Below are 25,112 nucleotides of genomic sequence, written 5' to 3' on the forward strand. Positions count from 1 at the left end.
CCCGCTCGCCACAGAGGATGTGCCCGGCCTTGGTTTTACTTCGACGTTCCCGTCTGCTCAAACAACTGCGCTGCTGACCCTGCCTCACCACTCACGCCATTGCTGCGCAATCCCGCCATGATGTCGCTGTCCAGATTGTTCACCCAGCGGTTGTAGTTGCGATGGATCTTGCCGTCCTTGTAGCCCAACTCGCGGCTGTCGCGGTAGGTGATGGCGTAGCTGTTGCGGGTGTAGCGGATGTCGATGGCCGCGTAGTACTGGTTGCGCACGGTGATTTCGGCCTGTACCAGTTGCGGGCTCAGGCGTTGCACGGTCCAATCGCGTTTTTGCAGGGCGTTGACGATCACCTTTTTCATTTTTTCTTCGCTGACCTGAGCGTCGGCCGGCAGGTCGTGCTGGGTGTTGAGGACCGGCTTGCTGGTGCAGCCGGCGGTGACCAGTAGGGCCAGGGTGATCAGGGTGACGCGTAGCAAGGAAGACATTCCGTATTCTCCAATCGATTAAAAAGTCAGGACCAGCGGCGGAAGATCAACGAAGTGTTGACGCCGCCAAAGGCAAAGTTGTTGTTCATCACGTAGTCGTGGTGCATCTCGCGAAATTCACCCTGCAGGTAATCCAGCTCGCCGCATTGCGGGTCGACTGAGTCCAGGTTGAAGGTGTGTACGTACTGGTCGCGGTTCATCATCTCGATGCTGAACCACGACTCCAGCGCCCCGCACGCACCCAAGGTATGGCCGAGGAAGCTTTTCTGCGAGCTGATGGGCATGCGGCTGCCGAACAGGCTGCTGGTGGCCTGGGTTTCGGCGATGTCGCCCTGGTCGGTGGCGGTGCCGTGACCGTTTACGTAGCCAATGGCGGCAGGCTCCAGGCCCGCATCTTCCAGGGCCAGTTCCATGGCGCGGCGCATGGTTTTCTGTTCCGGACGGGTGGTGTGCTGGCCGTCGGCATTGCTGCCGAAACCGACGATCTCGGCATGGATATGCGCACCCCGCGCCAGTGCGTGCTCCAGCTCTTCGAGCACCAGCATGCCGCCGCCTTCGCCGATCACCAGGCCATCGCGGCCGCTGTCGTAGGGGCGTGGGCTGGTTTGCGGTGCATCGTTCTTCAGGCTGGTGGCGTAGAGCGCGTCAAACACCATGGCTTCGGTGGGGCACAGTTCTTCGGCGCCGCCGGCAAGCATCAACGGCAGGCGGCCGAACTTGATCGCCTCGTAGGCATAGCCGATGCCTTGGCTGCCGCTGGTGCACGCACTGGACGTGGGGATCAGCCGCCCGGTCAGGCCAAAGAAGATGCTGATATTCGCCGCCGTGGTGTGGGGCATCATGCGCACGTAGGAGTTGGCATTGAGCCCCTCGGCCACCGAGTTCAGCAGCATATTGCCGAAGGCCTTGATCTCGTCGGTGCTGCCGGTGGATGAGCCGCAAGCGACGCCCATGCGCCCGTCCTTGATCGACTCGTCACCGAGTAAACCCGCGTCCTGCAACGCCTGCTCCGCCGCCCACACCGCCAGGCGCGAGACGCGGCCCATGCTGCGCAGCTGCTTGCGGGTCCAGTGGGCGGGCACGACGAAGTCGTCGATCGGCCCGGCCAGGCGCGTGTTCAGTTCGGTAAAACGCTCCCACTCGTCCATGCGCCGGATGCCGCTGCGGTTGGCGCGAAAGTTGGCCGAGATCGTCTCCCAGTCACTGCCCAGGGAGGTCATGCCGGCCATGCCGGTAACGACGACGCGCTTCATCAGCACAGGCCTCCGTTCACGGCCAAAACCTGGCGCGTGATATAGCCGGCTTCGGCCGACATCAGGAAATTCACCGCGCCGGCAACTTCCTCCGGGGTGCCCATGCGTTGCGCCGGGATCATCTTCATCAGTTCTTCCACCGGTACGTTTTCATCCAGCATGGCGGTGTCGATCAAACCGGGGGCGACGCAGTTGACGGTGATCTTGCGCTTGCCCAACTCGATAGCCAGGGCCTTGGCCGCGCCGATCAGGCCGGCCTTGGAGGCGCTGTAATTGACCTGGCCACGGTTGCCGATCAACCCCGACACCGAGGTGATGCAGACGATACGCCCGGCCGCGCGACGACGAATCATCGGCATCATCACCGGGTGCAGCACGTTGTAGAAACCATCGAGGTTGGTGCGCATCACCACGTCCCAATCGTCCTCCGACAAGGCCGGGAAGGCGCCGTCGCGGGTCAGGCCGGCGTTGAGTACCACGCCGTAATAAGCCCCGTGTTGCTCCACGTCGGCTTCAAGGATTTGCTTGCACGCGGCGCGGTCCGCCACGTCGAATTGCAGCACCCGCGCCTGGCGGCCCAAGGCCTCGATCTCGACCTGTACCGCGCAGGCTTCGGCGTGACCGCTGCGGCAATGCAGCACGATGTCATGCCCGGCCTGGGCCAGGCGCAGGGCAATGGCGCGGCCGATGCCACGGCTGGAGCCGGTGACCAGTACGGATTCAGTCATGGCGTTTCGTCCTTCGATTCATCTAAATAGTTGGCCGCCTGGGGCGGTCGAAATACATTCAGTCGTGCGCTGGCCTGGATACCGTCACCGGTCAGGTGGCATTCGAACACACCCATGCCGTTGTCGTCTTCCAGGGAGCGCAGGCCGTGGATGCGCAGCTCGGCGCCCGCCGGGAAGTGCTCCACATTGCACTCGAACTTACGTGTGCCGAGCAGGAAGCCCAGTTCCACCGCTTCACCCTTTTGACGCGCGCGGCAGCCGGCATAGGCAGCGACGCTCTGCGCCATCAGCTCGATCCCGACCCACGCCGGCAGGCTGCCGTCAGGGCGGTTGAACAGGCCGCCAGGCTTGACGGTGATAAGGGTGTGGATCTGCTCTTCATCGAACGACAGTACCTGGTCGATCAGGATCATGTCGCCCGCATGGGGCAGCAGTTCGGCGAGTGGCCAATCGGTCATGGGGCCTCTCCGATAATCAGGCTGACGTTGTTGCCGCCGAAGGCAAACGAGTTGCTCATCAGGCAGGGTTTTTCCAGGGTTTCGCCGCTGTGTGCCCATCGCAAGGCGGGCAGCGTGGGGTCGGCCTGGCCGTCCCACACATGGGGCGGCACCCGGCCGTGGGCCAGGCTCAGCCAGCAGAACGCGGCTTCCAGCGCGCCGGCCGCGCCCAGGGTGTGGCCGCTCATGGGTTTGGTCGACGAGCAGGCCACGCCTTCGGGGAACAGGCTGGCGACGGCCAGGCTTTCCATGGCGTCATTGTGTTGGGTGGCGGTGCCGTGCAGGTTCAGGTAGCCGATCTGCTCGGGCGCAAGCTTCGCGCTGGCCAAGGCCTTGCGCATCGCCTGCAAGGCGCCTTTGCCGGTGGGTTCCGGCGCGGAGATATGGTGTGCGTCGCAACTCGCACCGCTGCCCAACAGGGCGATCGCTGCAGGCGTTTTAGTCATCAGGAACAGCACCGCCGCTTCACCGATATTGATGCCGTTGCGGTTCACCGAAAACGGATTGCAGCGCTCGTTGGACACCGCTTCCAGCGCGCTGAACCCATTGAGGGTCAGCTTGCACAGGCTGTCCACGCCACCGCAGATCACCGCATCGCAGACGCCCAGGTCGAGCAGGCGCTGGGCGCTCATCAGCGCACGGGCGCTGGACGTACAGGCGGTGGAGATCACATAGGCCGGGCCGCTCAGTTGCAGCCAGTCGGCGAGGAAATTTGCCGGTGCGCTGAGTTCCTGTTGCTGGTAGTCGTAGTCGCCGGGGAAGTGCTTGTCGCGCAGGTACTGGGCGATGCCGCGGCTGGCTTCGTCGATGCCCGAGGTGCTGGTGCCCAGCACAATGCCGACCCGCGCCGCGCCGTAGTGTTGGATCGCCAGGCGAATCTCGCCCTCGATCTGCAACGCCGCTTCCAGCAGCAACTGATTATTGCGGCTGCTTTGCTGGCCCAGTTCGGGCGGGATCGTCGCCAATTCGCCGTGCACACCGGCCACTGGCAACACACGTTCCGGCACCCAGCCGCTTTCGGCGCGCATGCCGGAACAGTCACCGGCAAACAGGTTGCGGCTGACGTGTGCCTGGCCACGGCCGAGGGCGCAGATCACCCCGAGGGCATTGAGATAGGCGGTCATGGCGCAGCCCCGAGCGGCGTGATGCGGTAGCTCAACGGCTGCCCGCTGATGTTCACGCTGAACACCTGCGAAGACTGATAGACGACCTGCCAACGCCCCGGCAACGTGCGGGTGAGGTCCATCGCCTGGGCACTGGGGTACAGCGCGCGCAGGTCATCCGCCGAGGCCAGGGCAAACAGCAAGGCCGCGAACAGTTCACGCGCCTGAGGGTTGGGCGGCAGCAAGCCATCGGCCTGCCACTGGCCATTGATCAGCTTTTGCCGGGCCAGGGGAATGCCCAGCGGGTCCATCATCGACCAGCGAATGCCCGCGCCTTCGCGCTGGATCACCAGCAGCCAGTCCTGGCTCTGGGCACCTTCCTGGCGCTGCACATGCAATTGCATGGGCAGCGCCAGGGCCGGGGTTTTTTCCGGCAGCGGTGGCTGGCTGGCGCAGGCACTGAGCAGCAGCAGGCAACCCATCAACAGCAGGCGCATCATGCTGCGGTACTCGCCAAGGGTTTGCGCGCCACGCAATTGACCAGGGTTTCTTCGCGTTGGCCCACCGGCGGCGCCTTGCGCAAACCCCAGCGCTCCAGCAGGCCGAAGTCGCTGGAGCGGCTCCACCACAGGTACGGATACGAAACGTTTTGCGGGCCGAACTCAAAGCCCTGTTCGCGGAGCATCTGCAGGTACGCTTCGGCGCTTTTCTGCACATGCATGGGGTGGCGGAACAGCCAGCGAATGACCCAGGTGTCGATATAGGCTTCAGTGGATTCGGCAAACAGCAAGTAACCACCCGGCTTGAGCACCCGGTAGAACTCGGTCAGCGCGCGTTGCTGTTCAACCAGGTGATGGAAGGTCTGGTGGCAGAAGAGGATATCGACACTGGCATCCGGCACGTCGAGGGTGGCGCAGTCACTGCCGATCAGCTCCACATCCAGGCCTTGGCGAGCGGCTTCCTGGCGGCTCAGTTCCAGGCTGTGCGGGTCGGCATCCAGGCCGATCAGGCGGGAAGGCGCAAACACCTGTTGCAGCAACTTGAAGGATTTGCCCTGGCCGCACCCCGCGTCCAGCAGCACCGGGGCGACGGGCAGCGGCTCGCTGAAGCGGCTGCGCAAGTCATTGATCGCCACGCGCAACACGTGGTGCTGCCAGGTGTGGCTGCGTAGGAACCAGAAGCCGAACTTGGTTTCTTCAACGTAGTTCTTGCTTAAGTAGCGACTGCTCACGCGGCATCCCCTGCACAAATTTCTGACAACATCCGCAACCGCCGCTTGGGCTCGCTGACGAACGGGTTGCGCTCGTCCCACGCATAGCCGGCGAGGATCGAACTGATCATCCGGCGGATCTCCGGCGCGCTGCCGGGGTGGAAAATCACATCCTGGAATGTACCGGCGTACCAGCCTTCGACGTAGCAACGGAAGGTGTCGACACCGCGCTTGAGCGGCTCGGCAAACTCGGTTTGCCAGTCTACGGTCTCGCCTTTGAGCTGACGATGCAGCACGCCGGCGGCCATGCTCGCCGAACGCATGGCGATGGTCACGCCGGACGAGAACACCGGGTCGAGGAATTCCGCCGCATTGCCCAGCAGCGCAAAGCCGGGGCCGTGCAGGGTTTTGACGTTGGCCGAGTAGCCGCCGATGGTGCGCGCGGGGGTATCCCACACAGCGTGGCGCAGCACACCGGACAGGCTTGGGGTCTCATCGATAAAACCCCGCAGGCAAGCGTCGAGGTCGCTGTCGCGGCCGTCGAAATGCTCCTTGGCCGCAACCACACCCACCGAGCAGCGACCGTTGCTGAACGGGATGGTCCAGAACCAGATGTCGCGCTTCGTAGGGTGCGTGGTCACCAGGATCTTGGTGCGGTCGAAGCCTGGGTGCTCGATGCGGTCTTCAACGTGGGTGAACACCGCCTGGCGCACCGGGAAGTTCGACGGTGCCTCCAGGTCGAGCAGGCGCGGCAGCACGCGGCCGTAGCCACTGGCATCGAGCACGAACTTGGCCTTGATGTGGTACTCGCTGCCGTTCTCGCGGCGCACATGCAGGTAGCGGCACTCACCGGAGAAATCCACGCCGACGATGGTTTCGCCGTAGCGGATGTCGACGCCTTGCTGGGCTGCCTGATCGGCCAGCAACTTGTCGAACTCGCCGCGCTGCACCTGGAAGGTGGTCGGCTTGCCGTTGCTGAAGGTGTCACCGAAATCAAACGCGCTATACCGATCGCCCCAGGCGAACGCGGCACCGGTTTTTACCTGGAAACCCGCCGCGTTCACGGCATCGAGCATGCCGGCTTCCTCGATGAAATCGATGCAGTGCGACAGCAGGCTTTCGCCGATCGAGAAGCGCGGGAAATGCTGGCGCTCGATGATCAATACATCATGCCCTTTGCGTTTGAGCAGTGCGGCGGCAATCGCGCCGGATGGCCCGGCACCAATTACCACGACCTGGCGACGTTCCATTTCAACTATGGGCACGAGGGCTCCTTGCCGCTTTGGCGATAATTACATTCATGAGGCGTGTTTACGTTGGCCGGCCCAAGGCGCCAGCATAAAGCTGAATGCCAGGCCCAGGCTGACCGACAGGCCGAAATTACTCACTGCCGGGGTGCTGGACACCGCCAGCAGGCCGAACGACAACCAGGTCGTCAACGCTGCCAGCAATGTCCCTAAAAGGCTGACAGCAGGGCCGCCGATCTGTTCGCGCATCAAAATCGCATAGTCGACACTGATGGCCGTGACCAGCAGCAACCCGAACAGGCTGAACAGGGTCAACGGCTGGCCCAGCCAACCCAGGCTGGCCAGGCTGCACAGCGCCGCCAGCAGTGGCAGGGCGACGATGCGCAAGGCCCCGCCAAAGCCGAACGGCAGGATCAGCAACAGCACGATCAGTACGCACGACATCAACTTCAATTCGGCGGCGCTGATCTGCGTGTCGGCGAATACACGGTTCAAATCACCGAGGCGATCGACCAACTGCACGCCGGGTAGGTCCACGGCTTGCACCCGCAGCAGCGCCGGGTTGTTCAAGCCTTGCAGGCTGACCATTGCGGCCACACCGCCGTCCACCGGGCCGAGCCACAGCGTGCGCCAGGGTTCGGCCAAGGGGCCTATCAGCGCAGCGTCGATGTCTTCGGTGGGCAGCGCTTGCAGTTGCGCGACTTCGGCTTGCAGGGCGCTGGCGGGCACGCCAAGGTCCAACAGCGGCTGCCAATGCTGTGGGAGTGTGCTCAGGGCATCGCGCAGTTGCTGCTGTTCGGCGGGCAGGCTGACCAGTTGGTTGAGCGCCAGGTAACCCTGGAGCTTGTCCATATTCACCAGCTGATCCAGGCGCTGACCGAGGGCGGCCTGACGCTCCAGCAACTGCTGTTGATTGTCGGCGCGCACCAGGAAGAACTGGCTGGTGGGCTGGAAGCCGGTGATGCGCGCTACGGACTGTGCCTCTTGCAGCAGTTGCGGCGGCGCACCGATCCACTGGCGGATATCGTTTTTGCTGTTCAGTTGCCACAGGCCGCCTGCGCAAAACAGCAGCACCCAGACCAGCAGCACCGAACTCGGCACACGCTTGAGCAAAGAGGCACGCACCAGCCACAGGCATTCGGCAATGCGCAGCGGCCACTGCGCCGGGCGCAGCTCGACGCCCTTGAGCAGCGCCGGCAGCAGGCACACCGCTGACAGGTAGGCGCCGACCAGGCCCGCAGCGGAGAACACCGCGATCTGCGTCAAGGCCGGAAACGGCGTCCAGGCCAGCGCCAGGTAGCCGATGCAACTGGTGGCCAGGCTCAGGCTCAGCCCTGGCAGCGTCAGGCGCAATGCCGGCCAACTGCGCCAGGGGTTCATGCTCCAGCTTTTCGACAGGTAGTGCAGCGGGTAATCCACCGCGACGCCGATCAGGCTGGAGCCGAGCACCAGGGTCATCACATGCATATGGCCGAACAGCGCCACGCACGCGACGGCACCAAACAGCATGCCCACCAGCACCGGCACAAACGCCAGCAGCACTCGCCAGCGGCGGAACGCCAGCAACAGCAACAGCAGGATACCGACGGTGGCGCCACCGCCGACCCAGGTAATTTCCCGCGTGGCCTGCTGCTGGCCGTTCGCGGCGTAAAGCAAACCGCTGGCGGCGAGCAATTGCGCGCCGTGTTCGCTGGCCAGCGCGCGGCTGGCCTGGAGCAAATCCGCCACTTGCAGCGGCAGTTTCATGTCGAAGGCGTTGCCGGTGGTGCGCGCGCGCAGCAGCACCCAGCTCTTGCCGTCGGCATCGGCGATCAAGGCGCCGCTGCCGATGTCCAGTTGCACCGAACCGTGTTGCGGCTGGCTGTTCTGGATGCGCCCGGTCAGGCCCAGCCAGTCGTCCTGGCTCGGCACCAGGCTGAAGCCGGTGAAGGGGTCGAACAGCGACTGCACCCGTTGCTGGATGAACGCGTCGGGGTGGTCGATCAGTTGTTCGCGGTCCTTGGCCGAGAGCATCGCCAGGCGTCCGCGCAGCAACTGCTCACGCAGCGCCGGCAGGTCGGCTTGCAGGTTCCATTGGACCTTCTCGAACAAGCCGCTGGCCTGCCAGCGTTCGCCCAATTGCTGCGCCACGGCCACCGCTTGCTGGCGATCGGCGTGCCCCACCAACACCAGCATCTCGCGGTTGAGCGGCTCCTGCATGCGCTGTTCGGCTTGCAACTCCAGGGCGTCCGGCGTGCTGCCCGGCACCAGCTCCATCAGGTTGGCCGACAGCGGTGCGCCGTGGCGCCACTGCCAGCCGGCCAGGGCCAGCACGGCCACCAGCAGGATCAGGAACAGGCGCGGTAACAGGCGCTCACTGGGCAAAATCGTGTTGCTCCGCGTCGCTCAACGGCTGGCTGGCGCTGCTGTCCTGCATGCGCAGTACGGTGCTGTCGCCCTGGGTTTCCAGCAGTTCGATGGTGTGTACCAGCTCACCGCCGTCGATATTGATCTGGGTGAATACCTGCTTGAGCAGCAGTGAACGCGGGATCAGCGTGAGTTTCCATTGCTGGGCTTCGCCTTGCAGTTGCAGCTCGAAGTCACGCTGCAAGCCGCTGCTGTCGCCCTGGAGCACGGCGAGGAACAGACGGTTCTGTTCGGCACCGGCACTCTTGTTCGGCAGCAGCTGCCAGCCGTTGGCGTCACGGCGGGCGATGCCTTGGGCGCTGATGCGGTAGTCCTGTTGCAGCGGGGTTTTCAGCAGCCACAGCAGGCCGTGGTCCTTGGCCAGGACGAAGGTGCCCTTGCTGACCAACGGTTGCGGTAGGGCGCGCAGGTGTTTTTCCTGGATGAAGCTGCCGTGAATGACCGTTGGCTTTGCCAGTTGGTCGCTGAGTTGTTGCAGGTCGAAGGCGTGTGCCGTCCCCGAAAAACCAAACAACACCAACACTGTAGGAGCGAGCTTGCTCGCGAAAAACCTGAGAGCGCCGCGGGGGATCAGGAAACCCGCGTTATCGTTGACGATCTTCGCGAGCAAGCTCGCTCCTACAGAGAACGGGGTCAGCATTTCAGGGCCCTTTCGACGGCATCGGTGAATATTTTGGGCGAGGCCAATTGCATCTCGCGGCTGGCCATCTCTACCGCCACTTGCACGGTGCTGGCACGGGTCAAGCGCTCGCCGCTGGCCAGGTCGGTGATCAGGTAATTGACCTTCAAGCGGTTCTCCCATTCCACCAGGCTGGCGCGCACGTTGATCGTCTGGCCGAACACCGCACCGCGCACATAGCGCAGTTGCATGTCGATCACCGGCCAGGCGTAGCCGGCTTCGAGCATCGCCGTGTAGTTGTGGCCGATCTTGTCCAGCAGCGCGCAGCGTGCGATTTCCAGGTACTTCACGTAATGCCCGTGCCAGACGACGTTCATGGTGTCGACGTCAAAAAACGGCACTAGGATTTCGGTATCGCTGTGCAGTACGCCAGGGCTACGCATGCAGCCTCCAGTGTTGCTCGGCGATGCGTTGCAGGCACAGGCGCAATTCGCCTTCGAGGGCACGGTCTTCGATGACCGGCGGGAAGTCCTGGGCCAGTTCCGCATGCATGGCCGCCAGAGCCGGCGGCAACGGGCGGGCGTCGTCGGCCTGGGCGCGCAGCCACACGCCCTGGTTGGCGGCGAGCAGGGTCGCGGCGGCGACCTGTTCGGTCAGCTCCAGCACGCGGATCGCATCGCGGGCGGCGATGGTGCCCATGCTCACCTTGTCCTGGTTGTGGCACTCGGTGGAGCGCGAGAACACGCTGGCCGGCATGGTGTTTTTCAGCGCTTCGGCGGTCCAGGCGCTGGTGCCGATCTGCACGGCCTTGAAGCCATGATTGATCATCGCGCGGTCAGCCGGTGCGCCGGACAGGTTGCTCGGCAGGCCGTGGTTGTAGCGCACGTCCACCAGCAGGGCGAGCTGGCGGTCGAGCAGGTCGGCGACGTTGGCCACCAGGGTCTTGAGGCTGTCCATGGCAAAGGCGATATGCCCACCGTAGAAATGCCCGCCATGCAGCACGCGCTCTTCTTCGGCGTCGATGATCGGGTTGTCGTTGGCGCTGTTCAGTTCGATCTCGATAAACGAGCGCAGCCAGTTCAGGCTGTCGGCCAGCACGCCGAGGACGTGGGGCGCGCAGCGCAGCGAATAGCGGTCCTGCAGGCGATGCAGCGGCGCGGTCGGCGCGTCGATCGCCAGGTCCTTGCGCAGCCAGGCGGCGACTTGCATCTGCCCTGGATGTGGCTTGGCGGCGAACAGGCGCTCATCGAAGTGTTCCGGGTTGCCTTGCAGCGCCACCACGTTCAGCGCGGTGATGCGTGTGGCCAGTTGCAGCAGGTAATCGGCACGGGCAAAGGCCAGGCAAGCGATGCCGGTCATCACCGCGGTGCCGTTCATCAGTGCCAGGGCTTCCTTGGGCCGCAGTACCAGCGGCTCCCAACCGAGTTCGCGGTGCACGTCGGCCGCCTGGCGACGCTCGCCACGGAACAGCACTTCGCGCTCGCCGGACAGGGTCGCGGCCACGTAGGACAGCGGCGTCAGGTCACCACTGGCGCCCACCGAGCCCTCTTCCGGGATCAGCGGCAGCACGTCGTGTTCGAGGAACCCATGCAGGCGCTCCAGCAGTTCCACGCGCACCCCGGAGACACCGTGGCACAGCGACTGCAAGCGTGCCGCCAGCACCGCACGGGTGGCTTGGGCGTCGAGCAGCTTGCCCAGGCCGCAACCATGGAAGGTGTACAGGTGACGGGGCAGGGCCTCGACATGTTGCAACGGTACCGCGACCACGCAGGAGTCACCGTAGCCGGTGGTCACGCCGTAGATCACGCCTTCCTTGTCCAGCAGCGAGTCGAGGAACTGCGCGCCCTTGGCAATGCGCTGGCGATACGCGGCATCGCTTTGCAGCTGGGTAGGCACCTGACGGTTGGCCAGGGCCAGCACGTCTTCGATGCGCAGGGGGCGTTCGCCAAAGGTTACCGGCTCAAGATGCGTCGTCATCGGTCTTCCAGAAAGGGTAAAAGTTGAACCATTGTTGGGGCGCTTCCAGGCAGAACTGGCCCAGACGTGCGGCGTAGCGCGCGGTCCACAGGGCGATGACCTGCTCGCGGGTGCTGCGTTTCCATTCGATCAATTGCGCAAAGGGCTCGATGGTCAGGCGATAGCGGCCCTGGTGTTTCAGGCACATCAGCAGGTTGACCGGGCACTTCAGCAGGCCCGCCAGCAGCCACGGGCCTTGGGGGAAGGCGGCGTCATGGCCGAGGAAATCCACGCGCACCGTGCGCCCGCCATGCAAGGGCACACGGTCGCCGGCAATCGCCAGCCACTCGCCGTCGTCCAGGCGCTGGCTGAGCAGCAGCATGGTGGCCGGGTCCAGCTCGCTGACCTGGATCAGGCGCAAGTGGGTGGCCCCGGCTTCGCCCAGCAGGCGGTTGAAGCGTTCGGCGTGTTTGGTGTGCACCAGCACGTTCATGGTGACCTTTTCGCCGATTTCCGCCAGCGCGCGGCACACTTCAAGGTTGCCCAAATGTGCGCCGACCAGCATCTGGCCGCGCTCGCCGCGCAGTTGTCCGCGCAGTTTCGCCGGGTCGTTGATCTCGATCTGTTCCAGGCGCAGCTTGCCGTTCCACACGTCGAGTTTGTCGAGCAGGGCGTCGGCGAAGGCCATGAACTGGGCGAAGACTCTGCGGTGGCTGGGGCGCAGTTCATCGCGCCCGCTCCAGTCGGCCAGGCGCTGCTGGTATTGCCAGGCGCTCTGGCGCGCGGTGCGGCCGAACAGGAAGAAGTACAACACAATGCCATACAGCACCGGGCTCAGCAGGCGGCGGCCGAGGACCTTGGCGGCGAGGGCGGTGAATTTCATCAGCCAGTAGCTGCCGCGCTCTTCGCGGTCGGCCCAATGCTTGGTGCTGTCGCTCATGCCTGCCACCGCCGCCACAGGATCAGCGGTGCACGCACCAACATGCCGAAGAACAGTCGGGTGTGCATGGCACTGATGCGTACGTTGTCGCGGAACAGGCGGAAGTGCGACAGGCCGTCGGCCGGGTAATGCACCCGGGTCGGCAGCCAGCGCATCGGCTGGTTACGCCAGGCCAGGCGCACCAGGATGTCGGAGTCGAAGTCCATGTGCGTGCCGATGTAGGCCGAGTCCATCAGGGCCAGCACCGGTGCCAGTGGGTACACGCGAAAGCCGCACATCGAGTCGCGGATCTGCAGCGACAGAGTGTTGATCCACACCCATACGTGGGTCAGGTAACGCGCGTACAAGCGGCCCTTGGGCACGCTTTCGTCGTATTCGGGGTAGCCGCAGATGATTGCGTTGGGCTGCCTGCGGGACGCGTCGATAAAGGTCTCGACTTCGCGCAGGTCGTGCTGGCCGTCGGCGTCGACCTGCAAGGCGTGGCTGAAGCCCAGGCGCGCCGCTTCACGAAAGCCTGCCATCACCGCGCCGCCCTTGCCTTGATTGTTCGGCAGGGTCAGCAGGGTGACGTGATCCAGGTCCGCCAATTGCGCCAGTACCGCTGCGCAGGCCGGGCTGCTGCCGTCGTCGACCAACAGGCACGGCAGGCCGCTGTTCAACAGGCTGTGGACCACGGCGGGCACGGCGGCTTCGTGGTTGTAGACCGGGATCAGGGCGCAGGGGTTATGCATGGTGTCCCTCACCGTCTGGTAAATAACCTGTGGCGAGCGGGCTTGTTGTGGCGAGCCGGCTTGTTGTGGCGAGCGGGCTTGCCCCGCGTTGGGCTGCGGAGCAGCCCCAAAACCTGAGCGAGAGGTCTGTCTGACACACCTCGGGTATCTTACTGGGGCTGCTCCGCAGCCCAACGCGGGGCAAGCCCGCTCGCCACAGGATGCCCGCTAGGCATACCAAGCCCGCTCCCCACAGATGGTTATGCATGGGCGGCTTCCAATTGGATCCGGCCGCTGGAGCAGGCGGCGACGCCGTTGCGGTAGGCGAAATACAACTTGCCGCGTTCCTGGTCGAAGCGCAGGTGCAGTTCGATACGGTCGCCAGGGCGTACCAGTTGCTGGAACTTGAGCACTTCCATGCCGGCAAAGGTCGCGGGCAGGTCGAGCAGTTGTTGGCCGAGGTTGAACGCCCATTCCACTTGGACCACGCCGGGCAGTACAGGCGTGACCGGGAAGTGGCCGCTGAAGTAGGCCAGGTCCGGCGGGACGCTCAGTTGCAAGGTCCATTCGCCATCGACTTCGACTTGCTCCAGCACGTGCGGCGCCTTGGGCCGGGGCGCCAGCAGCAACGCGGCCACATCGGCCTGGGGCAGTTTGCCTTGGGCATTCAGCGGCAGTTGGTGCAGTAGACGCCAGCGGCGCGGCAGCGCCAGGGCTTCGCAATGCTGGCTCAAATGGTGGCGCAAGGTCTGGGTGACGGTACGTCGGCCTTGGTTGCGCAGGGCGTGCAGGCCGTCGGCACTGAGGACCACCAGCGCGCCGAGTGAGGCGCGGTTTTCCTGCACCACGCCCAGGCGCGTTTCGGCGACCCATGGGTGGGTCATCAGCGCTTGCTCCAACATGGGCAGAGAGATGCGTTTTTCTTCCAGCTTGACGATACGGTCCAGGCGCCCGAGCAGCTCGAAGCGACCATCGGCATGGATGCGCGCCGCGTCAGCGGTTTGTTCTATATGCCCGACGGGCAAGTAAGGCGAGGCGATGCGCAATGCACCGTCGGCGTCCTGGCTCAGGTGTATATCGGCGAACGGCTGCCAGGGTTGCGCGCCCTGGCGCCAGGCGATACCGCCGGTTTCCGAGCTGCCGAGAATCTCTGTCGGCCATTGCTGCAAGCGCTCGTAAAGACTGCTGGCCGCCTCGATGGGCAAGGCACCACCTGACGAAAACACCCGCGATACCTGGCTCAGCGCCGGCCAATCGAGGTTGTCGCCCATGCGCTTGAGCAGTGCCGGGCTGGCGACCCAGGCGAATTGCGGGTGTTCGCGGCTGGCGCGTTGCATGTCTTCTGGAAACGCCAGCTGGCGGCGCACAAAGGTGCGACCGGCGCACAGCGGCCACAGCACGCGGAACAGCAAACCGTAGATGTGCTGGGTGGCGACGCTGCCGATGATGCAGGCGTCTTTAAGGTCTGCCCCCCATAGGGCTTCCAGGGCCTGGACCTCATTGGCCAGTTGGCGCAGGGTCTTGTCGATGCGCTTGGGTTCGCCGCTGGAGCCGGAGGTGCACAGGCTCAGTTGACAGGTGTCCAGGTCGAGGGCAGCAGGGCTCAAGGGCGCTTGATACAACGCGTCCAGGTCTGCCGCTTCAGTCAGCCAGGCGTCGACAACCTCGTCCCAGCGCTGGCGGGTCTGGGGTTGCAGGTCGGCGGGCAGCAGTACGCTGACCCCCGCGCGCCAGGCGCCCAGCAGGGCAATCGCCAACACCCCGGCATCTTCAAGGTGCACGGCCAGGCGTTGAATACCTCGGGCTTGCAGCCCGGCCGCAAGGCGCAGGGACTGCTCCCACAGCTGGGCATGATTCATCGCAGGTTCGGTGGTCACCAAACGCTGTTCCAGCGGCTCGAGCAACAGGTGCTCAAGATTCAACCCATTCATACGCGGCCTCGAACCCTTTGTCGTACCAGCCATTCCACGGCAAACAACAGCCCCATCAGCCCGTAGGCGATCAAGCCGTTGTACAACGTCCACCAGCTCAGCGGCGCCCATAGGGTGAGGGCGGCGGCGAGCAGGCCATTACACAGAAAAAACACGCACCACACCACGGTAACCTGGCGCGTATACACAATCGCGTTTGGCGGCAGTACCGGGTCGGTCATGCGTGCAAGGCGCTCGACCATCGGCGGGCCGTATTTCAGGCTCAGGCCGAACAGCGCCAACATGAACGCACTGACCAGGCTCGGGTACCAGCGCAACAGGTGCGGGTTATCGAACCAGGCCAGGGCCAGGCAAAACACGATCACCGCCAACGCCATCCAGCGGCTGCCGGGGCGGCGGGCGCCGGTAAACGCGCGCAGCAGCCACAGGCTGCCCAGCAGCAACCCGAACTGCCACGGCGCAAAGTGCTCGGTGCCGTAATACACCGCAAAGGGGTACAGCAGCCCCGCCAACAACAGGCCAAGGCCGATCAGCCGGCTCATGCGGCCGGCTGGACCAGACGGTACACCGCCTCAACCACGTCGTTGACGGTGCGCACGGCCTTGAACTCTTCGGCGGCGATCTTCTTGCCGGTCTGGCGCTTGATATGGTCGATCAGGTCCACGGCATCGATGCTGTCGATTTCGAGGTCCTGGTACAGGTTGGCGTCGAGGGTGACGCGTTCAGGTTCCAGCTCAAACAGTTCCACCAAGGCATCGCGCAGGGTGTTGAAAATATCGTCACGAGTTTGCATGGTCCGGTCTCAAGCTGCCTGTCTGGCCGTGACGAACGCCGCAAGGCTGGCCACGTTGGTGAAGTGATTACGGGTGTCCTTGGCGTCGGCATCGATCTTGATGCCGTACGTTTTCTGGATCGCCAGGCCCAATTCCAGGGCGTCTACCGAATCCAGGCCCAGGCCTTCGCCGAACAGGGTTTGGTCGCTACCGATGTCGTCGGCGCTGATGTCTTCCAGGCCCAGGGCCTCGATGATCAGCATCTTTATGTCGTGCTCAAGGCGTTGTTGGTCGCTCATCTTCGGCGAGCTCCTTAATGAAATAGTGGTGCAGGTAATCGTTGAGCTTGCGTGAGGCCTGGGGCGCGGGCCCCAGTGTTGCGAACGCCTGTGGTTCTATATCGGCACCCACGCGCAAACTGAAGTGAAAACGGCATTTGGGGATGCGATACCAGGGTTCGGCCTTGGTCAGGGTGGTGGGGCAGACCTTGATCACCACTGGGGTGATGATTGTCGCACCGCGCAGCGCAATGGCGGCGGCCCCGCGATGAAAGGCGGGCGCCACGCCGGGGGTGGTACGGGTGCCTTCGGGAAAGATGATCAGTGTCTGGCCGTTGCGCAGGGCGTCGGCGGCGGCGTCGAGCATGTCTGCGCTGCCGTCGTTGCTTATATAGCCCGCGTCGCGCACCGGGCCACGGGTGAACGGGTTTTGAAACAGGCTCTGCTTGATCACGCAATTGGTCTGGCGCATCAGGCCGATCAGGAAGACCACGTCGATCAGCGACGGGTGGTTGGCGATGATCATCTGGCCCGGCTGGCCGAGCCTTTCGGCGCCCTCGACGCTGTAGGTCAGCACCCCGGCGCGTTGCATCAGGCGGATAAAGAACCAGAACAGCTTGCTGATGGTATGGCGGGCGCGGCGCTGGTGTTTTTCGACGTTGCCCGGCAGGCAACTGAGCAAGGGAAACACCAGCAGGCGCAGGCACAACCCGCCGACGCCAAACAGGAAAAAGCTGGCAGCTGTGGCGAACAGGCGCCAGTAGTAGGCATCCCGTGGCTTATCGTTCACGACTTGCGTTGCCAGTTCCATACACGGTTCTTCCAGGCATGTTGGCAGGCGCCCTGTTCGGTAAGCAGGGTGCGCAGCAGGTTCAGGGCGTGGGGCCACTGGGTTTGAGTGGGTTGGACAGTGCCGGCGCTGAGTTCCAGTTGCCACTCGTCGCCTGGTGTCAGCAGCAGGCCGAGGGCGTAGGGGAAGGGCACGTCAACGATCCAACTGGCGTAGGCTTCGGGCGGCTGTTCTTCGGTGATCACCAGCAATACCGCCGCAGCGCCTTCGTTGAGCAGCGCAGCGGCTTCAAGCATGCCGTGTTCCAGGCCATCGCCGACGGCGGCGAGGGCGGTCATTTCGCTGGTTTCATTGCGCAGGATCGACCACAGGCCAATCACCGCGTTATGCACCGACAGGCTGAATTGGGTCGGTGACAGCGGCTGGTCGTTGGCCAGGTCGCTGAGGATGTCCAGGGTGCGCGGGGTTTCGCCATGCCGGGAAATAAACACCAGCGGCAGGTCTTGCAGTCCTTCGGCCAACGGCCAGCCCACGCTGAATGCCATGCGTGCCAGGCGACTGAGGCGGCGGCGCTGCATGGCCGGCAGGAACGACACGTCGGGGGAAGCATCGCTGGCGGGCAGCAACACCGGGGCCTGGCACCAGGCGTGCCAGTCGTCCGTGCTTTCCAGGCCAGGAGCCCAGGCACGCCATTGGGCGATGTTGAAGTTGATCACTGAGAAGTTATCCCGCCCCTGCGGGCTTCCATGTGCGGCTTTTGGCCCCGAATACCGGGACAGGGAGCAATCGCCGAATGGCGCGCATTATCCCGGTGCCGTGGGGTTCTAGCAAACTTTGGTAAAGAATTGTGCACGGCCGATTACAAATAAGTTGGGAAGAATTACAGATTGTCCTTCATCGGGGAGTCAGTTGGATCGTCGGACACTTCCTTTTCACTTGTGAGTGACGTGTGACAGACCGGCTGTAATGCAGCAATGCATCGATGAACGAGGTAGCTAACAGGCGCTTTTGCCCTCTACACTCGGACATTCATTGATACACGGAGGTTTTTCCATGCGGCGCGTGGTGTTCAATCAAAAAGGCGGTGTTGGTAAATCCAGCATTGCCTGCAACCTGGCGGCGGTCAGCGCCAGTGAAGGCTATCGAACCCTGTTGGTGGACCTCGATGCACAGGCCAACTCAACCCAATACCTTACCGGGCTGACTGGCGACGATATCCCCATGGGGATCGCGGACTTTTTCAAGCAAACCCTGTCTTCCGGGCCGTTTTCGAAGAAAAACAAAGTCGATATCTACGAAACACCCTTCGACAACCTGCACGTCATCACCGCAACCGCCGAGTTGGCCGATCTGCAGCCCAAGCTGGAGGCCAAGCACAAGATCAATAAGCTGCGAAAGCTACTTGATGAGTTGAGCGAAGATTACGACCGGATCTACCTGGATACCCCGCCAGCCCTGAACTTTTATGCGGTTTCGGCGCTGATTGCCGCTGATCGTGTACTGATCCCCTTCGATTGCGACAGCTTCTCGCGCCAGGCTCTGTACGGGCTACTGGCTGAAATCGAAGAATTGAAGGAAGACCACAACGAAGGCCTGGAAGTGGAAGGCATCGTGGTCAACCAGTTCCAGGCGCGGGCGAGCCTGCCGCAGCAGATGCTCGATGAGTTGATTGCCGAGGGCTTACCGGTGCTGCCGGTGTACCTGGCCAGCTCGGTGCGCATGCGCGAATCGCACCAGGAGAACAAGCCGCTGATCCACTTGGACCCACGGCACAAGCTCACTCTGCAATTTGTGGAGCTGCATAACCTGCTGGAAAATGCCTGACCTGTGGGAGCGGGCTTGCCCCCTCCCACATTGTCCAGCATCGTTCTCAAGTCCGGTTACACCCCCTGGCTACGCAACCAGCTCATCAACTGCGGCAACGGAAACGCCCCACTCTGGCGCGCCACTTCGCGGCCATTTTTGAAGAGAATCAAACTGGGGATCGAACGAATCCCCAACTGCGCCGACAACTGCTGATTGGCCTCGCTGTCCAGCTTGGCCAGCCTGCACTTGCCCTCCAACTGGCCGGCCGCCTGTTCAAACACCGGCGCAAACGACTTGCACGGCCCACACCAATCGGCCCACACGTCGACCAATAACGGCAAATCGCCCTTGATCTGGCTGGCGTAGTCGCCTTGTTTCAGCTCGAAAGGCTTGCTCAGTAGAACCGGTTGTTTGCAGCGCCCGCACTTGGGCGTATCACCCACGCGTTCGCCGGGGATGCGGTTGAGGCCGTTGCAATGGGGGCAGGGGATAACGAGAGGGTCGGACATGGTGGGCTCCGTGGATGTGGCCAATGCACCCTATCTGGAGTCAGGTATCAGCTTTATCAAGCTCGGGGGCGACGACGCATGGGCTGACAGATTCGCAAATGTCGATTGGCGCATGCCTATCTAGGCTGGAAGTACTTGTTCGAAATAGCACCATCGGTCCGTTCGACGCCATAGCAAATTGCGATAGCCGGCGTTCGGGTTTAACCTTCATAGCAATATGCGATAGGGATGTTGCATGCGTGTAATCAGTGCGAAACAAATCCGAAATGCCAAGTTGAAGTGGCCTCATTCAGCCAGCGCTTTGGATGAGTGGTATCGGAAAGTCAAAGTTCTCAATCCTGAGGACTTCGCGGCGTTGAAATCGATTTTTCCTACCGTGGATAAAGTGGGGGCGTTACACGTCTTCAACATCGGTGGTAACAAGCTACGACTCATTGCGATTGTGCGCTACCGAATGCAGCGGCTCTATATTCGATATGTGCTGGACCATCGGGAATACGACAAGGGTAAATGGAAGGAGTGACTGAAAATGAGTGTGCTGATTGAGCAGGTGGCCGAGCATTGGCAATTCGTATCACCGCTGCTGCGCAAGCCCAAAACCGAGGCTGACTACGATGTGCTGGTGGAGGCGCTCGACGAATTACTGGATATCGTAGGGGACGACGAAGCCCATCCGTTGATGGGCGTGGTCGATATCATCGGTGACTGGGTCGAGGCTTATGACCTGGAGCATTGGCCAATGCCTGAAGCGAGCGGTGTCGACGTATTGCGATCAATGATGCAGGAGCATGGCCTGACTCAGAGTGATTTGCCGGGTGTTGGTGCTCAATCGGTGGTATCGGAAATCCTCAGTGGAAAACGCCAGCTGAACGTGCGACAGATTCGTTGGCTGGCGGATTTTTTCAAGGTGCCGGTCGACCTGTTCATCTAATCGCGAGCATGGCGTGTATCACGACGAACAACTGATCTCCAAATGCTTGCCCCAATCCGGCGGTCGTTGCGCGTACTGTTCCATCCCCGCCTGCTCCTCGAACGGCTTGCTCAGTACCTCATGCAACCGCCGCACTTCGCTGTAATCGCCTGATTCGGCGGCAGCGATAGCGTTCTGTGCGAGGTAGTTACGCAGGATGTACAGCGGGTTCACTGCGTGCATCCGCCCACGGCGCTGCTCTTCGGTGTCATCCCCATCCCGCGCAACACGGGCGGTGTACAGCTCGGCCCAGGCATCAAACCCGGCGAGGTCGACAAAATCATCGCGTAGCTTCGCCACCGCCAGCGCCGCCGATTCATCCCCCAGGCGCCGGAAGAACAGCGTGTAATCCACGCCGCTGTTCTGCATCAGCTTCAACAAGCGCTCCACCAGCTTCTGGTCGTCGTCTTCGGCCGTGGTCAGCCCCAAACGGCGACGCATCAAATCCAGGTAGTGCGCCTGGTAAAGCGGCAGGTACAGGCCAAGGGCTTCCTTCAAGGCATCGACGCTGATAAACGGCGTGAGCGCCTGGGCCAATGCGCTGAGGTTCCATTGCCCGATCGGCACCTGGTTGCTGAAGGAGTAACGCCCCTCATGGTCCGAGTGGTTGCAGATGAAGTGCGCATCAAAGTCGTCGAGAAACGCAAACGGTCCGAAGTCGAAGGTGATGCCGAGGATCGACATGTTGTCGGTGTTCATCACCCCGTGGCAGAAACCATAGGCCTGCCATTTGGCGATCATCTCGGCATTGCGTTCGACGATTTCGCGGAACATCGCCAGGTACGGCTCGGGCTGTTCACGGCACTCAGGGTAGTGCAGGTTCAGCACGTGTTCGGCCAACTCGGCCTGCTGTTCGGGCTTCTTGGTGTAGTAGAAATATTCGAAATGACCAAAACGGACATGGCTGGGCGCCAGGCGCAGCACCATCGCCCCACGTTCCTGCTTCTCACGCCAGACCGGGGTGCTGGAGCCGATCACGCACAGCGCACGGCTGCTGGGGATGCCCAATGCATGCAGCGCTTCGGAGGCCAGAAACTCGCGGATTGACGAGCGCAGCACCGCGCGGCCATCGCCCATGCGTGAGTAGGGCGTCATCCCCGCGCCTTTCAGGTGCAGGTCCCAATGTTCGCCGGCCGCGTTGTACACCTCGCCCAGCAGCAACCCTCGGCCATCGCCCAGTTGTGGGCTGTAGCCGCCAAACTGATGCCCGGAATAGACCATCGCTCGTGGTTCGGCCTCGGCCCACAGTTTGTGGCCGCTGAACAGCTCGGCGAATACCGGCGTGTCGGCCACTGCCGGGTCGAGGTCGAGCAGGGCCATGGCGGCATTGCTCGCCACGACAAGGCGTGGTTCGTCGAGGGGTTCAGGCAATACGTGGGTCGAGAACGCGTCGCCCAGGCGTGCGAAGCGGTTGTCGAAGGTCAGTTCGTCGAGGGCTTTCACCGGCCATCTCCAGCAGAATGTCCGAGCATTCTGCTGGGGATAGGGCGTTTAGTCGAGTTTGCTCGGCGGTGGCTCGGGTGCATCCGCCACTTTGCCGGCTGGCGGCTCCGGCACATCTTGCGCCTCGGCCGGCCCGACGATGGTGCGCTTCTCGTCTTCCACCGGTACCAGCTTGTATTCCTGGCCGTGGAGGTTTTTGAGGTACACCTCCATCTGTCGGAACGAGATGTTGATGTGGTGGTTCTTGAACTCGCGGTTGATAAAGCGGTTCACTTCGTCGATTACCGGGTTGCGGTCGCCCAGGTCACGCACATGCATGCGCAGTTCGTGGTCGAGGGTGCTTTCGCCGAAGTTGAGGAAGTACACGTGGGGTTCCGGCTCCTTCAACACCCTTGGGTTTTCGCGCGCGGCCTTGAGTAACAACTCCTTCACCAGGTCCAGGTCGGAACCGTAGTCCACGCCCAGCTTGAGGGTGACGCGGGTAATGGTGTCGGTCAGCGACCAGTTGATCAGTTGCCCGGTAATAAACGTCTTGTTCGGGACAATGATGTCCTTGCGGTCGAAGTCGGTAATGGTGGTGGCGCGGATGCGGATCTTGCTCACCGTGCCCGACAGGTTACCGATGGTGATGGTGTCGCCGATGCGCACCGGGCGCTCGAACAGGATCATGATGCCGGAGATGAAGTTCGCGAAGATCTCCTGCATGCCGAAGCCCAAGCCCACCGACAGCGCGGCGACCAGCCATTGCAACTTGTCCCAGCTCACACCGAGGGTGGACAGCGTGGACACGAAGCCCACGCCAGCGATCACGTACGACAGCAATGTGGTGGTGGCGTAGGCGCTGCCCTGGGCCAGGTCGAGCTTGGACAGTACGAGTACTTCCAGCAAACCTGGCAGGTTACGTGCCAGTGCGAAGGTGATACCGATGATGATCAGCGCGCCAAGCAAGTCGCCGATGCTGATCGGCACCATGCTGATATTGGCACCGGTGCCGCTGGTGTATTCGTACAGGGTGACGTTATCCAGGTACGAAAACACCGAGATCAGGTCCGACCACACCCAGTACAGCGCGGCGATAAAGCCGCCGAGCAGAGCCAGGCGAATCAGGCGCATGGACTGTTCGTTGACCTGTTCGATGTCCAGGGTCGGCTCTTCGATCACGACTTCGCCTTCGCCGGCTTCCTTGGCCGCCTGGCGTTTGGCCAAGGCGCGGGAATAGGCCAGGCGCCGTGCGGCAACGCCGAGGCCGCGGACGAAGGTCGCTTCGATCACCAGCCAGAACATCAGCAGGTACAGGGTGTTGATCAGCCGGTCGCTGAGCTTGAGGGCGGTGTAGTAGTAGCCAAAGCACACGGCAATGAACAGGGCGATCGGCAGCGCGGTGAACACCAGGCCCACGGCTTTGCGGAACAGCGAGGCTTTTTCGTGGGTCGGGCTGTGCAGCAGCAGGCGGCCCAGCAGCCAGGCCATCAGGGCGTAGCAGGTCAGCACGACGCCGATGCCCAGCACGTCGTCGGCCAGCGCTGCCGGTTGATGCTCGGCAATCGCCACCACGGCCACCAGGGCCAATACCACCAGCCCGAGCTTGCGTACCCAGCCCTGGAGGAATTCGACCTGGGGCTTTTCCCAGCGGAAGTGCAGCTCGGCCACGCCACCCGGCGCAAGAATTCGGTAGGCGGTGTAGAACACCAGCCAGGCCTGGGCCAGTTGCAGCAGGGCGGAACCCAGGTTGGCGTTTTGCCCGCGCGCGTCGATCTGCAGCGCGTAGCCGCACAACGCCAGTCCCAACGACACCGGCATGGCCAGCAGGATATTGATCAAGATGGCTTGCGGCGTGTGCCACTGGCTGTCGCGCTTGAAGTGGCCGATGTCCAGGTGGACCTTGTTCAGGCGTTGGTACAGGGCTTTGCGTCGCCACAGCAGCGCGCCGATCAACAGCAGCAATGGCAGAAACAGCAACGGGCGCTGGGTCAGGCCGTCGTACAACTCGCTGACGCTGGAGGCCCAGGGCAGGGTGGTGACTTGCTTGCTCAGGTGCGCCGGCACGGTTTCCAGCCACTCAGTGTCCAGCGGCTTGTTACTGGGGATCCAGAACATCTGTTCATCCAGCGTCGCGCGCAGGGTGGTAGCGGTGCTGAGCAGTTGTTTCTGGTTCAGTTGCAGGGTGATGGATTCGTTGAGCAGCGCGCTCAACTCACGGCTCAGGCGCTCCAGCAGGTCGCTGCGGGTAATCGCCAGTTCCAGCAGGGTGCGGCGCAGTTGCGGGGTGACGTCGGCTGGCGGCTGGTTGGCCAGCAGGTTGTCCACATAAGTGCTGGGAGAGCTGATCAGCTCGCGCTGTTGGTTGACCTCAAACTGGTACAGGCGAATGTTGGCGATGTCGTCCGCCAGGTCGCGGTCCACGGTCAGACGCGGCAGGGCTTGTTTCTGCTTATACAGAATCTTCGACAGCAGCAGGCTGCCCTTGAGCACGTTGATCTGCTCGTCCAGGGCCGAATCGCTCTGGGTCACGGTGTCCAGTTGCTGCTTGGTCTGCAGGTTCTTCTGGGTCAGGTCGTTGAGGCGGTCGGTGCTCTTGAGCAGGTAGTCGGAGAGCTTCAGGTTGGCCGCGCTTTCCGTGGCCAGCAGGCTGCTGCCGCCGGCCTTTTGCGCTTCGATGGACTGCTGGGTAACGGTCTGCTGGGACTGGGCCAGACGCTTCTGGTTGATCAGGGTTTGCAGGTCCTGGATCTCTTGTTCCAGGCGCGCGGTCTTTTCCACCACCAGGTCGTGTTGGCTGTTGCCCAGGTCTTGCAGTTGGCTGTTGCCAGCCAGTTCCTGGCGGCGCAGGGGGATCAGCGCATTGAGCGCCGCGAGTTCTGCATTCAGTTGGTTGCGCTGGTCGCCGCTGAGGGCCTTGCCATTGTCCTTGCCGGCCTTGAGGGTCGAATTGATCTGCTGGATGCGCGTCTGGCTGCTGCTGATTTCGGTCTGGGCGCGCTCGGGGCGAGTCTGGGCCGCGATGGTCAGGCTGTTGGCGTCGGCCAGTTCCTTTTGCAGGTCGCCTTGCTGGGTGGTGCGCTGCACCAGCAATTGTTCAAGCTGCGGTACCGGCAGCGAGGCGTAGCGTTGGGCGACCGGGACGACCTTGGTGGCCTTGAGCCGGGTCAGCTCGCGCTGATTGTCCGTGGTCTGGCGCGGGGCGTCTTCGAGCTGGCGCTTGAGATCGACCAGGCGCTGCTCGTAATCCTGCTTGTTGCCCAGGTAGGTCAGGGTCTGCTGCAGGACCGACTGCAGCGCCTTCATGTCGGCGTCGGGCAGTTTGCGATCCGGCAGCTTGTCCAGGGTTTGCTGGATGGCGTCGGCGCTGGGCGGTTCGGCAGCATGTACGCTGCCGACACAAAGGGTCAGGCCCAGCAGGGCAGTGGCGAGAAAAGTGCGCAGGGTAGGCATAGAGACCGATCGAGCAAGGTGAAGAATCG

26 protein-coding genes are annotated in these 25,112 nt (G+C 62.9%); 3 read left to right on the forward strand and 23 right to left on the reverse strand.

Annotated elements, in window-relative coordinates; translation table 11 throughout:
- Positions 1-35 precede the first annotated feature (35 nt).
- The 20 genes from AD670_RS26120 to AD670_RS26215 form a co-directional block, all read right to left on the reverse strand.
- Positions 36-482, reverse strand: coding sequence for a hypothetical protein (locus AD670_RS26120; protein WP_053139173.1), 447 nt, complete (start codon positions 480-482; stop codon positions 36-38).
- A 26-nt stretch (positions 483-508) separates the two neighbouring features.
- A complete protein-coding gene (locus tag AD670_RS26125) occupies positions 509-1,735 on the reverse strand; it encodes a beta-ketoacyl-ACP synthase (RefSeq protein WP_053139175.1) in 1,227 nt (408 codons plus the stop codon).
- Positions 1,735-2,463 (reverse strand): 3-oxoacyl-ACP reductase FabG, encoded by a 729-nt coding sequence (gene fabG / locus AD670_RS26130; protein WP_053139177.1) that lies wholly within the window; start codon positions 2,461-2,463, stop codon positions 1,735-1,737. Before fabG ends, AD670_RS26125 begins: the two co-directional genes overlap by 1 nt.
- Positions 2,460-2,921: a hotdog family protein gene (locus AD670_RS26135; RefSeq protein ID WP_053139178.1), complete on the reverse strand. Its 462-nt coding sequence runs from the start codon at positions 2,919-2,921 to the stop codon at positions 2,460-2,462. The genes fabG and AD670_RS26135 overlap by 4 nt, the downstream gene beginning before the upstream one ends.
- The gene (locus AD670_RS26140) at positions 2,918-4,084 is read right to left on the reverse strand and encodes a beta-ketoacyl-[acyl-carrier-protein] synthase family protein (RefSeq protein ID WP_053139180.1); all 1,167 of its coding nucleotides are present in this window, start codon (positions 4,082-4,084) and stop codon (positions 2,918-2,920) included. The genes AD670_RS26135 and AD670_RS26140 overlap by 4 nt, the downstream gene beginning before the upstream one ends.
- Positions 4,081-4,563, reverse strand: a complete 483-nt coding sequence (locus AD670_RS26145) for a DUF3261 domain-containing protein (protein ID WP_053139183.1) — start codon at positions 4,561-4,563, stop codon at positions 4,081-4,083. The genes AD670_RS26140 and AD670_RS26145 overlap by 4 nt, the downstream gene beginning before the upstream one ends.
- Positions 4,560-5,294 (reverse strand): class I SAM-dependent methyltransferase, encoded by a 735-nt coding sequence (locus AD670_RS26150; protein ID WP_053139185.1) that lies wholly within the window; start codon positions 5,292-5,294, stop codon positions 4,560-4,562. Before AD670_RS26150 ends, AD670_RS26145 begins: the two co-directional genes overlap by 4 nt.
- Positions 5,291-6,538: an NAD(P)/FAD-dependent oxidoreductase gene (locus AD670_RS26155; protein ID WP_082341053.1), complete on the reverse strand. Its 1,248-nt coding sequence runs from the start codon at positions 6,536-6,538 to the stop codon at positions 5,291-5,293. The genes AD670_RS26150 and AD670_RS26155 overlap by 4 nt, the downstream gene beginning before the upstream one ends.
- 33 nt (positions 6,539-6,571) lie before the next feature.
- A complete protein-coding gene (locus AD670_RS26160; RefSeq protein ID WP_053139189.1) occupies positions 6,572-8,884 on the reverse strand; it encodes an MMPL family transporter in 2,313 nt (770 codons plus the stop codon).
- The gene (locus tag AD670_RS26165) at positions 8,874-9,566 is read right to left on the reverse strand and encodes an outer membrane lipoprotein carrier protein LolA (protein WP_053139192.1); all 693 of its coding nucleotides are present in this window, start codon (positions 9,564-9,566) and stop codon (positions 8,874-8,876) included. The genes AD670_RS26160 and AD670_RS26165 overlap by 11 nt, the downstream gene beginning before the upstream one ends.
- The gene (locus AD670_RS26170) at positions 9,560-9,988 is read right to left on the reverse strand and encodes a thioesterase family protein (protein ID WP_053139194.1); all 429 of its coding nucleotides are present in this window, start codon (positions 9,986-9,988) and stop codon (positions 9,560-9,562) included. Before AD670_RS26170 ends, AD670_RS26165 begins: the two co-directional genes overlap by 7 nt.
- The gene (hutH, locus tag AD670_RS26175; RefSeq protein WP_053139196.1) at positions 9,981-11,522 is read right to left on the reverse strand and encodes a histidine ammonia-lyase; all 1,542 of its coding nucleotides are present in this window, start codon (positions 11,520-11,522) and stop codon (positions 9,981-9,983) included. The genes AD670_RS26170 and hutH overlap by 8 nt, the downstream gene beginning before the upstream one ends.
- Entirely contained in the window at positions 11,506-12,441 is a 936-nt protein-coding gene (locus AD670_RS26180) for a glycosyl transferase (RefSeq protein ID WP_053139198.1), read from the reverse strand. The genes hutH and AD670_RS26180 overlap by 17 nt, the downstream gene beginning before the upstream one ends.
- Positions 12,438-13,172, reverse strand: a complete 735-nt coding sequence (locus AD670_RS26185) for a glycosyltransferase family 2 protein (RefSeq protein ID WP_053139200.1) — start codon at positions 13,170-13,172, stop codon at positions 12,438-12,440. The genes AD670_RS26180 and AD670_RS26185 overlap by 4 nt, the downstream gene beginning before the upstream one ends.
- 239 nt (positions 13,173-13,411) lie before the next feature.
- Positions 13,412-15,082: an acyl-CoA synthetase family protein gene (locus AD670_RS26190; protein WP_053139201.1), complete on the reverse strand. Its 1,671-nt coding sequence runs from the start codon at positions 15,080-15,082 to the stop codon at positions 13,412-13,414.
- Complete coding sequence (locus AD670_RS26195; protein ID WP_053139203.1) at positions 15,079-15,624, reverse strand: hypothetical protein; 546 nt, start codon at positions 15,622-15,624, stop codon at positions 15,079-15,081. The genes AD670_RS26190 and AD670_RS26195 overlap by 4 nt, the downstream gene beginning before the upstream one ends.
- Entirely contained in the window at positions 15,621-15,875 is a 255-nt protein-coding gene (locus AD670_RS26200; protein WP_003209389.1) for an acyl carrier protein, read from the reverse strand. The genes AD670_RS26195 and AD670_RS26200 overlap by 4 nt, the downstream gene beginning before the upstream one ends.
- Before the next feature lie 9 nt (positions 15,876-15,884).
- Positions 15,885-16,154, reverse strand: a complete 270-nt coding sequence (locus AD670_RS26205) for a phosphopantetheine-binding protein (protein WP_053139205.1) — start codon at positions 16,152-16,154, stop codon at positions 15,885-15,887.
- Positions 16,132-16,944, reverse strand: coding sequence for a 1-acyl-sn-glycerol-3-phosphate acyltransferase (locus AD670_RS26210; protein ID WP_053139207.1), 813 nt, complete (start codon positions 16,942-16,944; stop codon positions 16,132-16,134). Before AD670_RS26210 ends, AD670_RS26205 begins: the two co-directional genes overlap by 23 nt.
- Positions 16,920-17,639, reverse strand: a complete 720-nt coding sequence (locus tag AD670_RS26215; RefSeq protein WP_053139208.1) for a beta-ketoacyl synthase chain length factor — start codon at positions 17,637-17,639, stop codon at positions 16,920-16,922. Before AD670_RS26215 ends, AD670_RS26210 begins: the two co-directional genes overlap by 25 nt.
- A gap of 337 nt (positions 17,640-17,976) precedes the next feature.
- On the opposite strand from AD670_RS26215, the gene AD670_RS26220 reads away from it, so the two are divergent.
- Positions 17,977-18,747, forward strand: coding sequence for a ParA family protein (locus AD670_RS26220; protein WP_053139210.1), 771 nt, complete (start codon positions 17,977-17,979; stop codon positions 18,745-18,747).
- Between the two features lie 56 nt (positions 18,748-18,803).
- On the opposite strand, the gene trxC is transcribed toward AD670_RS26220, so the two are convergent.
- On the reverse strand, positions 18,804-19,238 hold the full coding sequence (gene trxC, locus AD670_RS26225; RefSeq protein WP_053139213.1) for a thioredoxin TrxC: 435 nt from the start codon (positions 19,236-19,238) through the stop codon (positions 18,804-18,806).
- A gap of 235 nt (positions 19,239-19,473) precedes the next feature.
- Here trxC and AD670_RS26230 point away from each other — a divergent pair, with 235 nt between their 5' ends.
- Together AD670_RS26230 and AD670_RS26235 are read left to right on the forward strand one after the other, a co-directional pair.
- Positions 19,474-19,761: a type II toxin-antitoxin system HigB family toxin gene (locus AD670_RS26230; protein ID WP_053139215.1), complete on the forward strand. Its 288-nt coding sequence runs from the start codon at positions 19,474-19,476 to the stop codon at positions 19,759-19,761.
- Between the two features lie 6 nt (positions 19,762-19,767).
- On the forward strand, positions 19,768-20,169 hold the full coding sequence (locus AD670_RS26235; protein WP_027604972.1) for a type II toxin-antitoxin system HigA family antitoxin: 402 nt from the start codon (positions 19,768-19,770) through the stop codon (positions 20,167-20,169).
- Positions 20,170-20,187: 18 nt separating this feature from the next.
- On the opposite strand, the gene selO is transcribed toward AD670_RS26235, so the two are convergent.
- A complete protein-coding gene (gene selO, locus AD670_RS26240) occupies positions 20,188-21,651 on the reverse strand; it encodes a protein adenylyltransferase SelO (protein ID WP_053139217.1) in 1,464 nt (487 codons plus the stop codon).
- Positions 21,652-21,699: 48 nt separating this feature from the next.
- The gene (mscK, locus tag AD670_RS26245) at positions 21,700-25,083 is read right to left on the reverse strand and encodes a mechanosensitive channel MscK (protein ID WP_053139219.1); all 3,384 of its coding nucleotides are present in this window, start codon (positions 25,081-25,083) and stop codon (positions 21,700-21,702) included.
- Between the last annotated feature and the right edge of the window lie 29 nt (positions 25,084-25,112).

The sequence above is a fragment of the Pseudomonas sp. MIACH genome, from assembly GCF_001269925.1.
Taxonomy (GTDB): Bacteria; Pseudomonadota; Gammaproteobacteria; order Pseudomonadales; family Pseudomonadaceae; genus Aquipseudomonas.

Bases quoted from the DNA above. Each gene is read 5' to 3' on its own strand.
- AD670_RS26120 (WP_053139173.1), bottom strand. From the start codon at position 482: ATGTCTTCCTTGCTACGCGTCACCCTGATCACCCTGGCCCTACTGGTC.
- AD670_RS26125 (WP_053139175.1), bottom strand. From the start codon at position 1,735: ATGAAGCGCGTCGTCGTTACCGGCATGGCCGGCATGACCTCCCTGGGC.
- fabG (WP_053139177.1), bottom strand. From the start codon at position 2,463: ATGACTGAATCCGTACTGGTCACCGGCTCCAGCCGTGGCATCGGCCGC.
- AD670_RS26135 (WP_053139178.1), bottom strand. From the start codon at position 2,921: ATGACCGATTGGCCACTCGCCGAACTGCTGCCCCATGCGGGCGACATG.
- AD670_RS26140 (WP_053139180.1), bottom strand. From the start codon at position 4,084: ATGACCGCCTATCTCAATGCCCTCGGGGTGATCTGCGCCCTCGGCCGT.
- AD670_RS26145 (WP_053139183.1), bottom strand. From the start codon at position 4,563: ATGATGCGCCTGCTGTTGATGGGTTGCCTGCTGCTGCTCAGTGCCTGC.
- AD670_RS26165 (WP_053139192.1), bottom strand. From the start codon at position 9,566: ATGCTGACCCCGTTCTCTGTAGGAGCGAGCTTGCTCGCGAAGATCGTC.
- AD670_RS26170 (WP_053139194.1), bottom strand. From the start codon at position 9,988: ATGCGTAGCCCTGGCGTACTGCACAGCGATACCGAAATCCTAGTGCCG.
- hutH (WP_053139196.1), bottom strand. From the start codon at position 11,522: ATGACGACGCATCTTGAGCCGGTAACCTTTGGCGAACGCCCCCTGCGC.
- AD670_RS26180 (WP_053139198.1), bottom strand. From the start codon at position 12,441: ATGAGCGACAGCACCAAGCATTGGGCCGACCGCGAAGAGCGCGGCAGC.
- AD670_RS26185 (WP_053139200.1), bottom strand. From the start codon at position 13,172: ATGCATAACCCCTGCGCCCTGATCCCGGTCTACAACCACGAAGCCGCC.
- AD670_RS26190 (WP_053139201.1), bottom strand. From the start codon at position 15,082: ATGAATGGGTTGAATCTTGAGCACCTGTTGCTCGAGCCGCTGGAACAG.
- AD670_RS26195 (WP_053139203.1), bottom strand. From the start codon at position 15,624: ATGAGCCGGCTGATCGGCCTTGGCCTGTTGTTGGCGGGGCTGCTGTAC.
- AD670_RS26200 (WP_003209389.1), bottom strand. From the start codon at position 15,875: ATGCAAACTCGTGACGATATTTTCAACACCCTGCGCGATGCCTTGGTG.
- AD670_RS26205 (WP_053139205.1), bottom strand. From the start codon at position 16,154: ATGAGCGACCAACAACGCCTTGAGCACGACATAAAGATGCTGATCATC.
- AD670_RS26210 (WP_053139207.1), bottom strand. From the start codon at position 16,944: ATGGAACTGGCAACGCAAGTCGTGAACGATAAGCCACGGGATGCCTAC.
- AD670_RS26220 (WP_053139210.1), top strand. From the start codon at position 17,977: ATGCGGCGCGTGGTGTTCAATCAAAAAGGCGGTGTTGGTAAATCCAGC.
- trxC (WP_053139213.1), bottom strand. From the start codon at position 19,238: ATGTCCGACCCTCTCGTTATCCCCTGCCCCCATTGCAACGGCCTCAAC.
- AD670_RS26230 (WP_053139215.1), top strand. From the start codon at position 19,474: ATGCGTGTAATCAGTGCGAAACAAATCCGAAATGCCAAGTTGAAGTGG.
- AD670_RS26235 (WP_027604972.1), top strand. From the start codon at position 19,768: ATGAGTGTGCTGATTGAGCAGGTGGCCGAGCATTGGCAATTCGTATCA.
- mscK (WP_053139219.1), bottom strand. From the start codon at position 25,083: ATGCCTACCCTGCGCACTTTTCTCGCCACTGCCCTGCTGGGCCTGACC.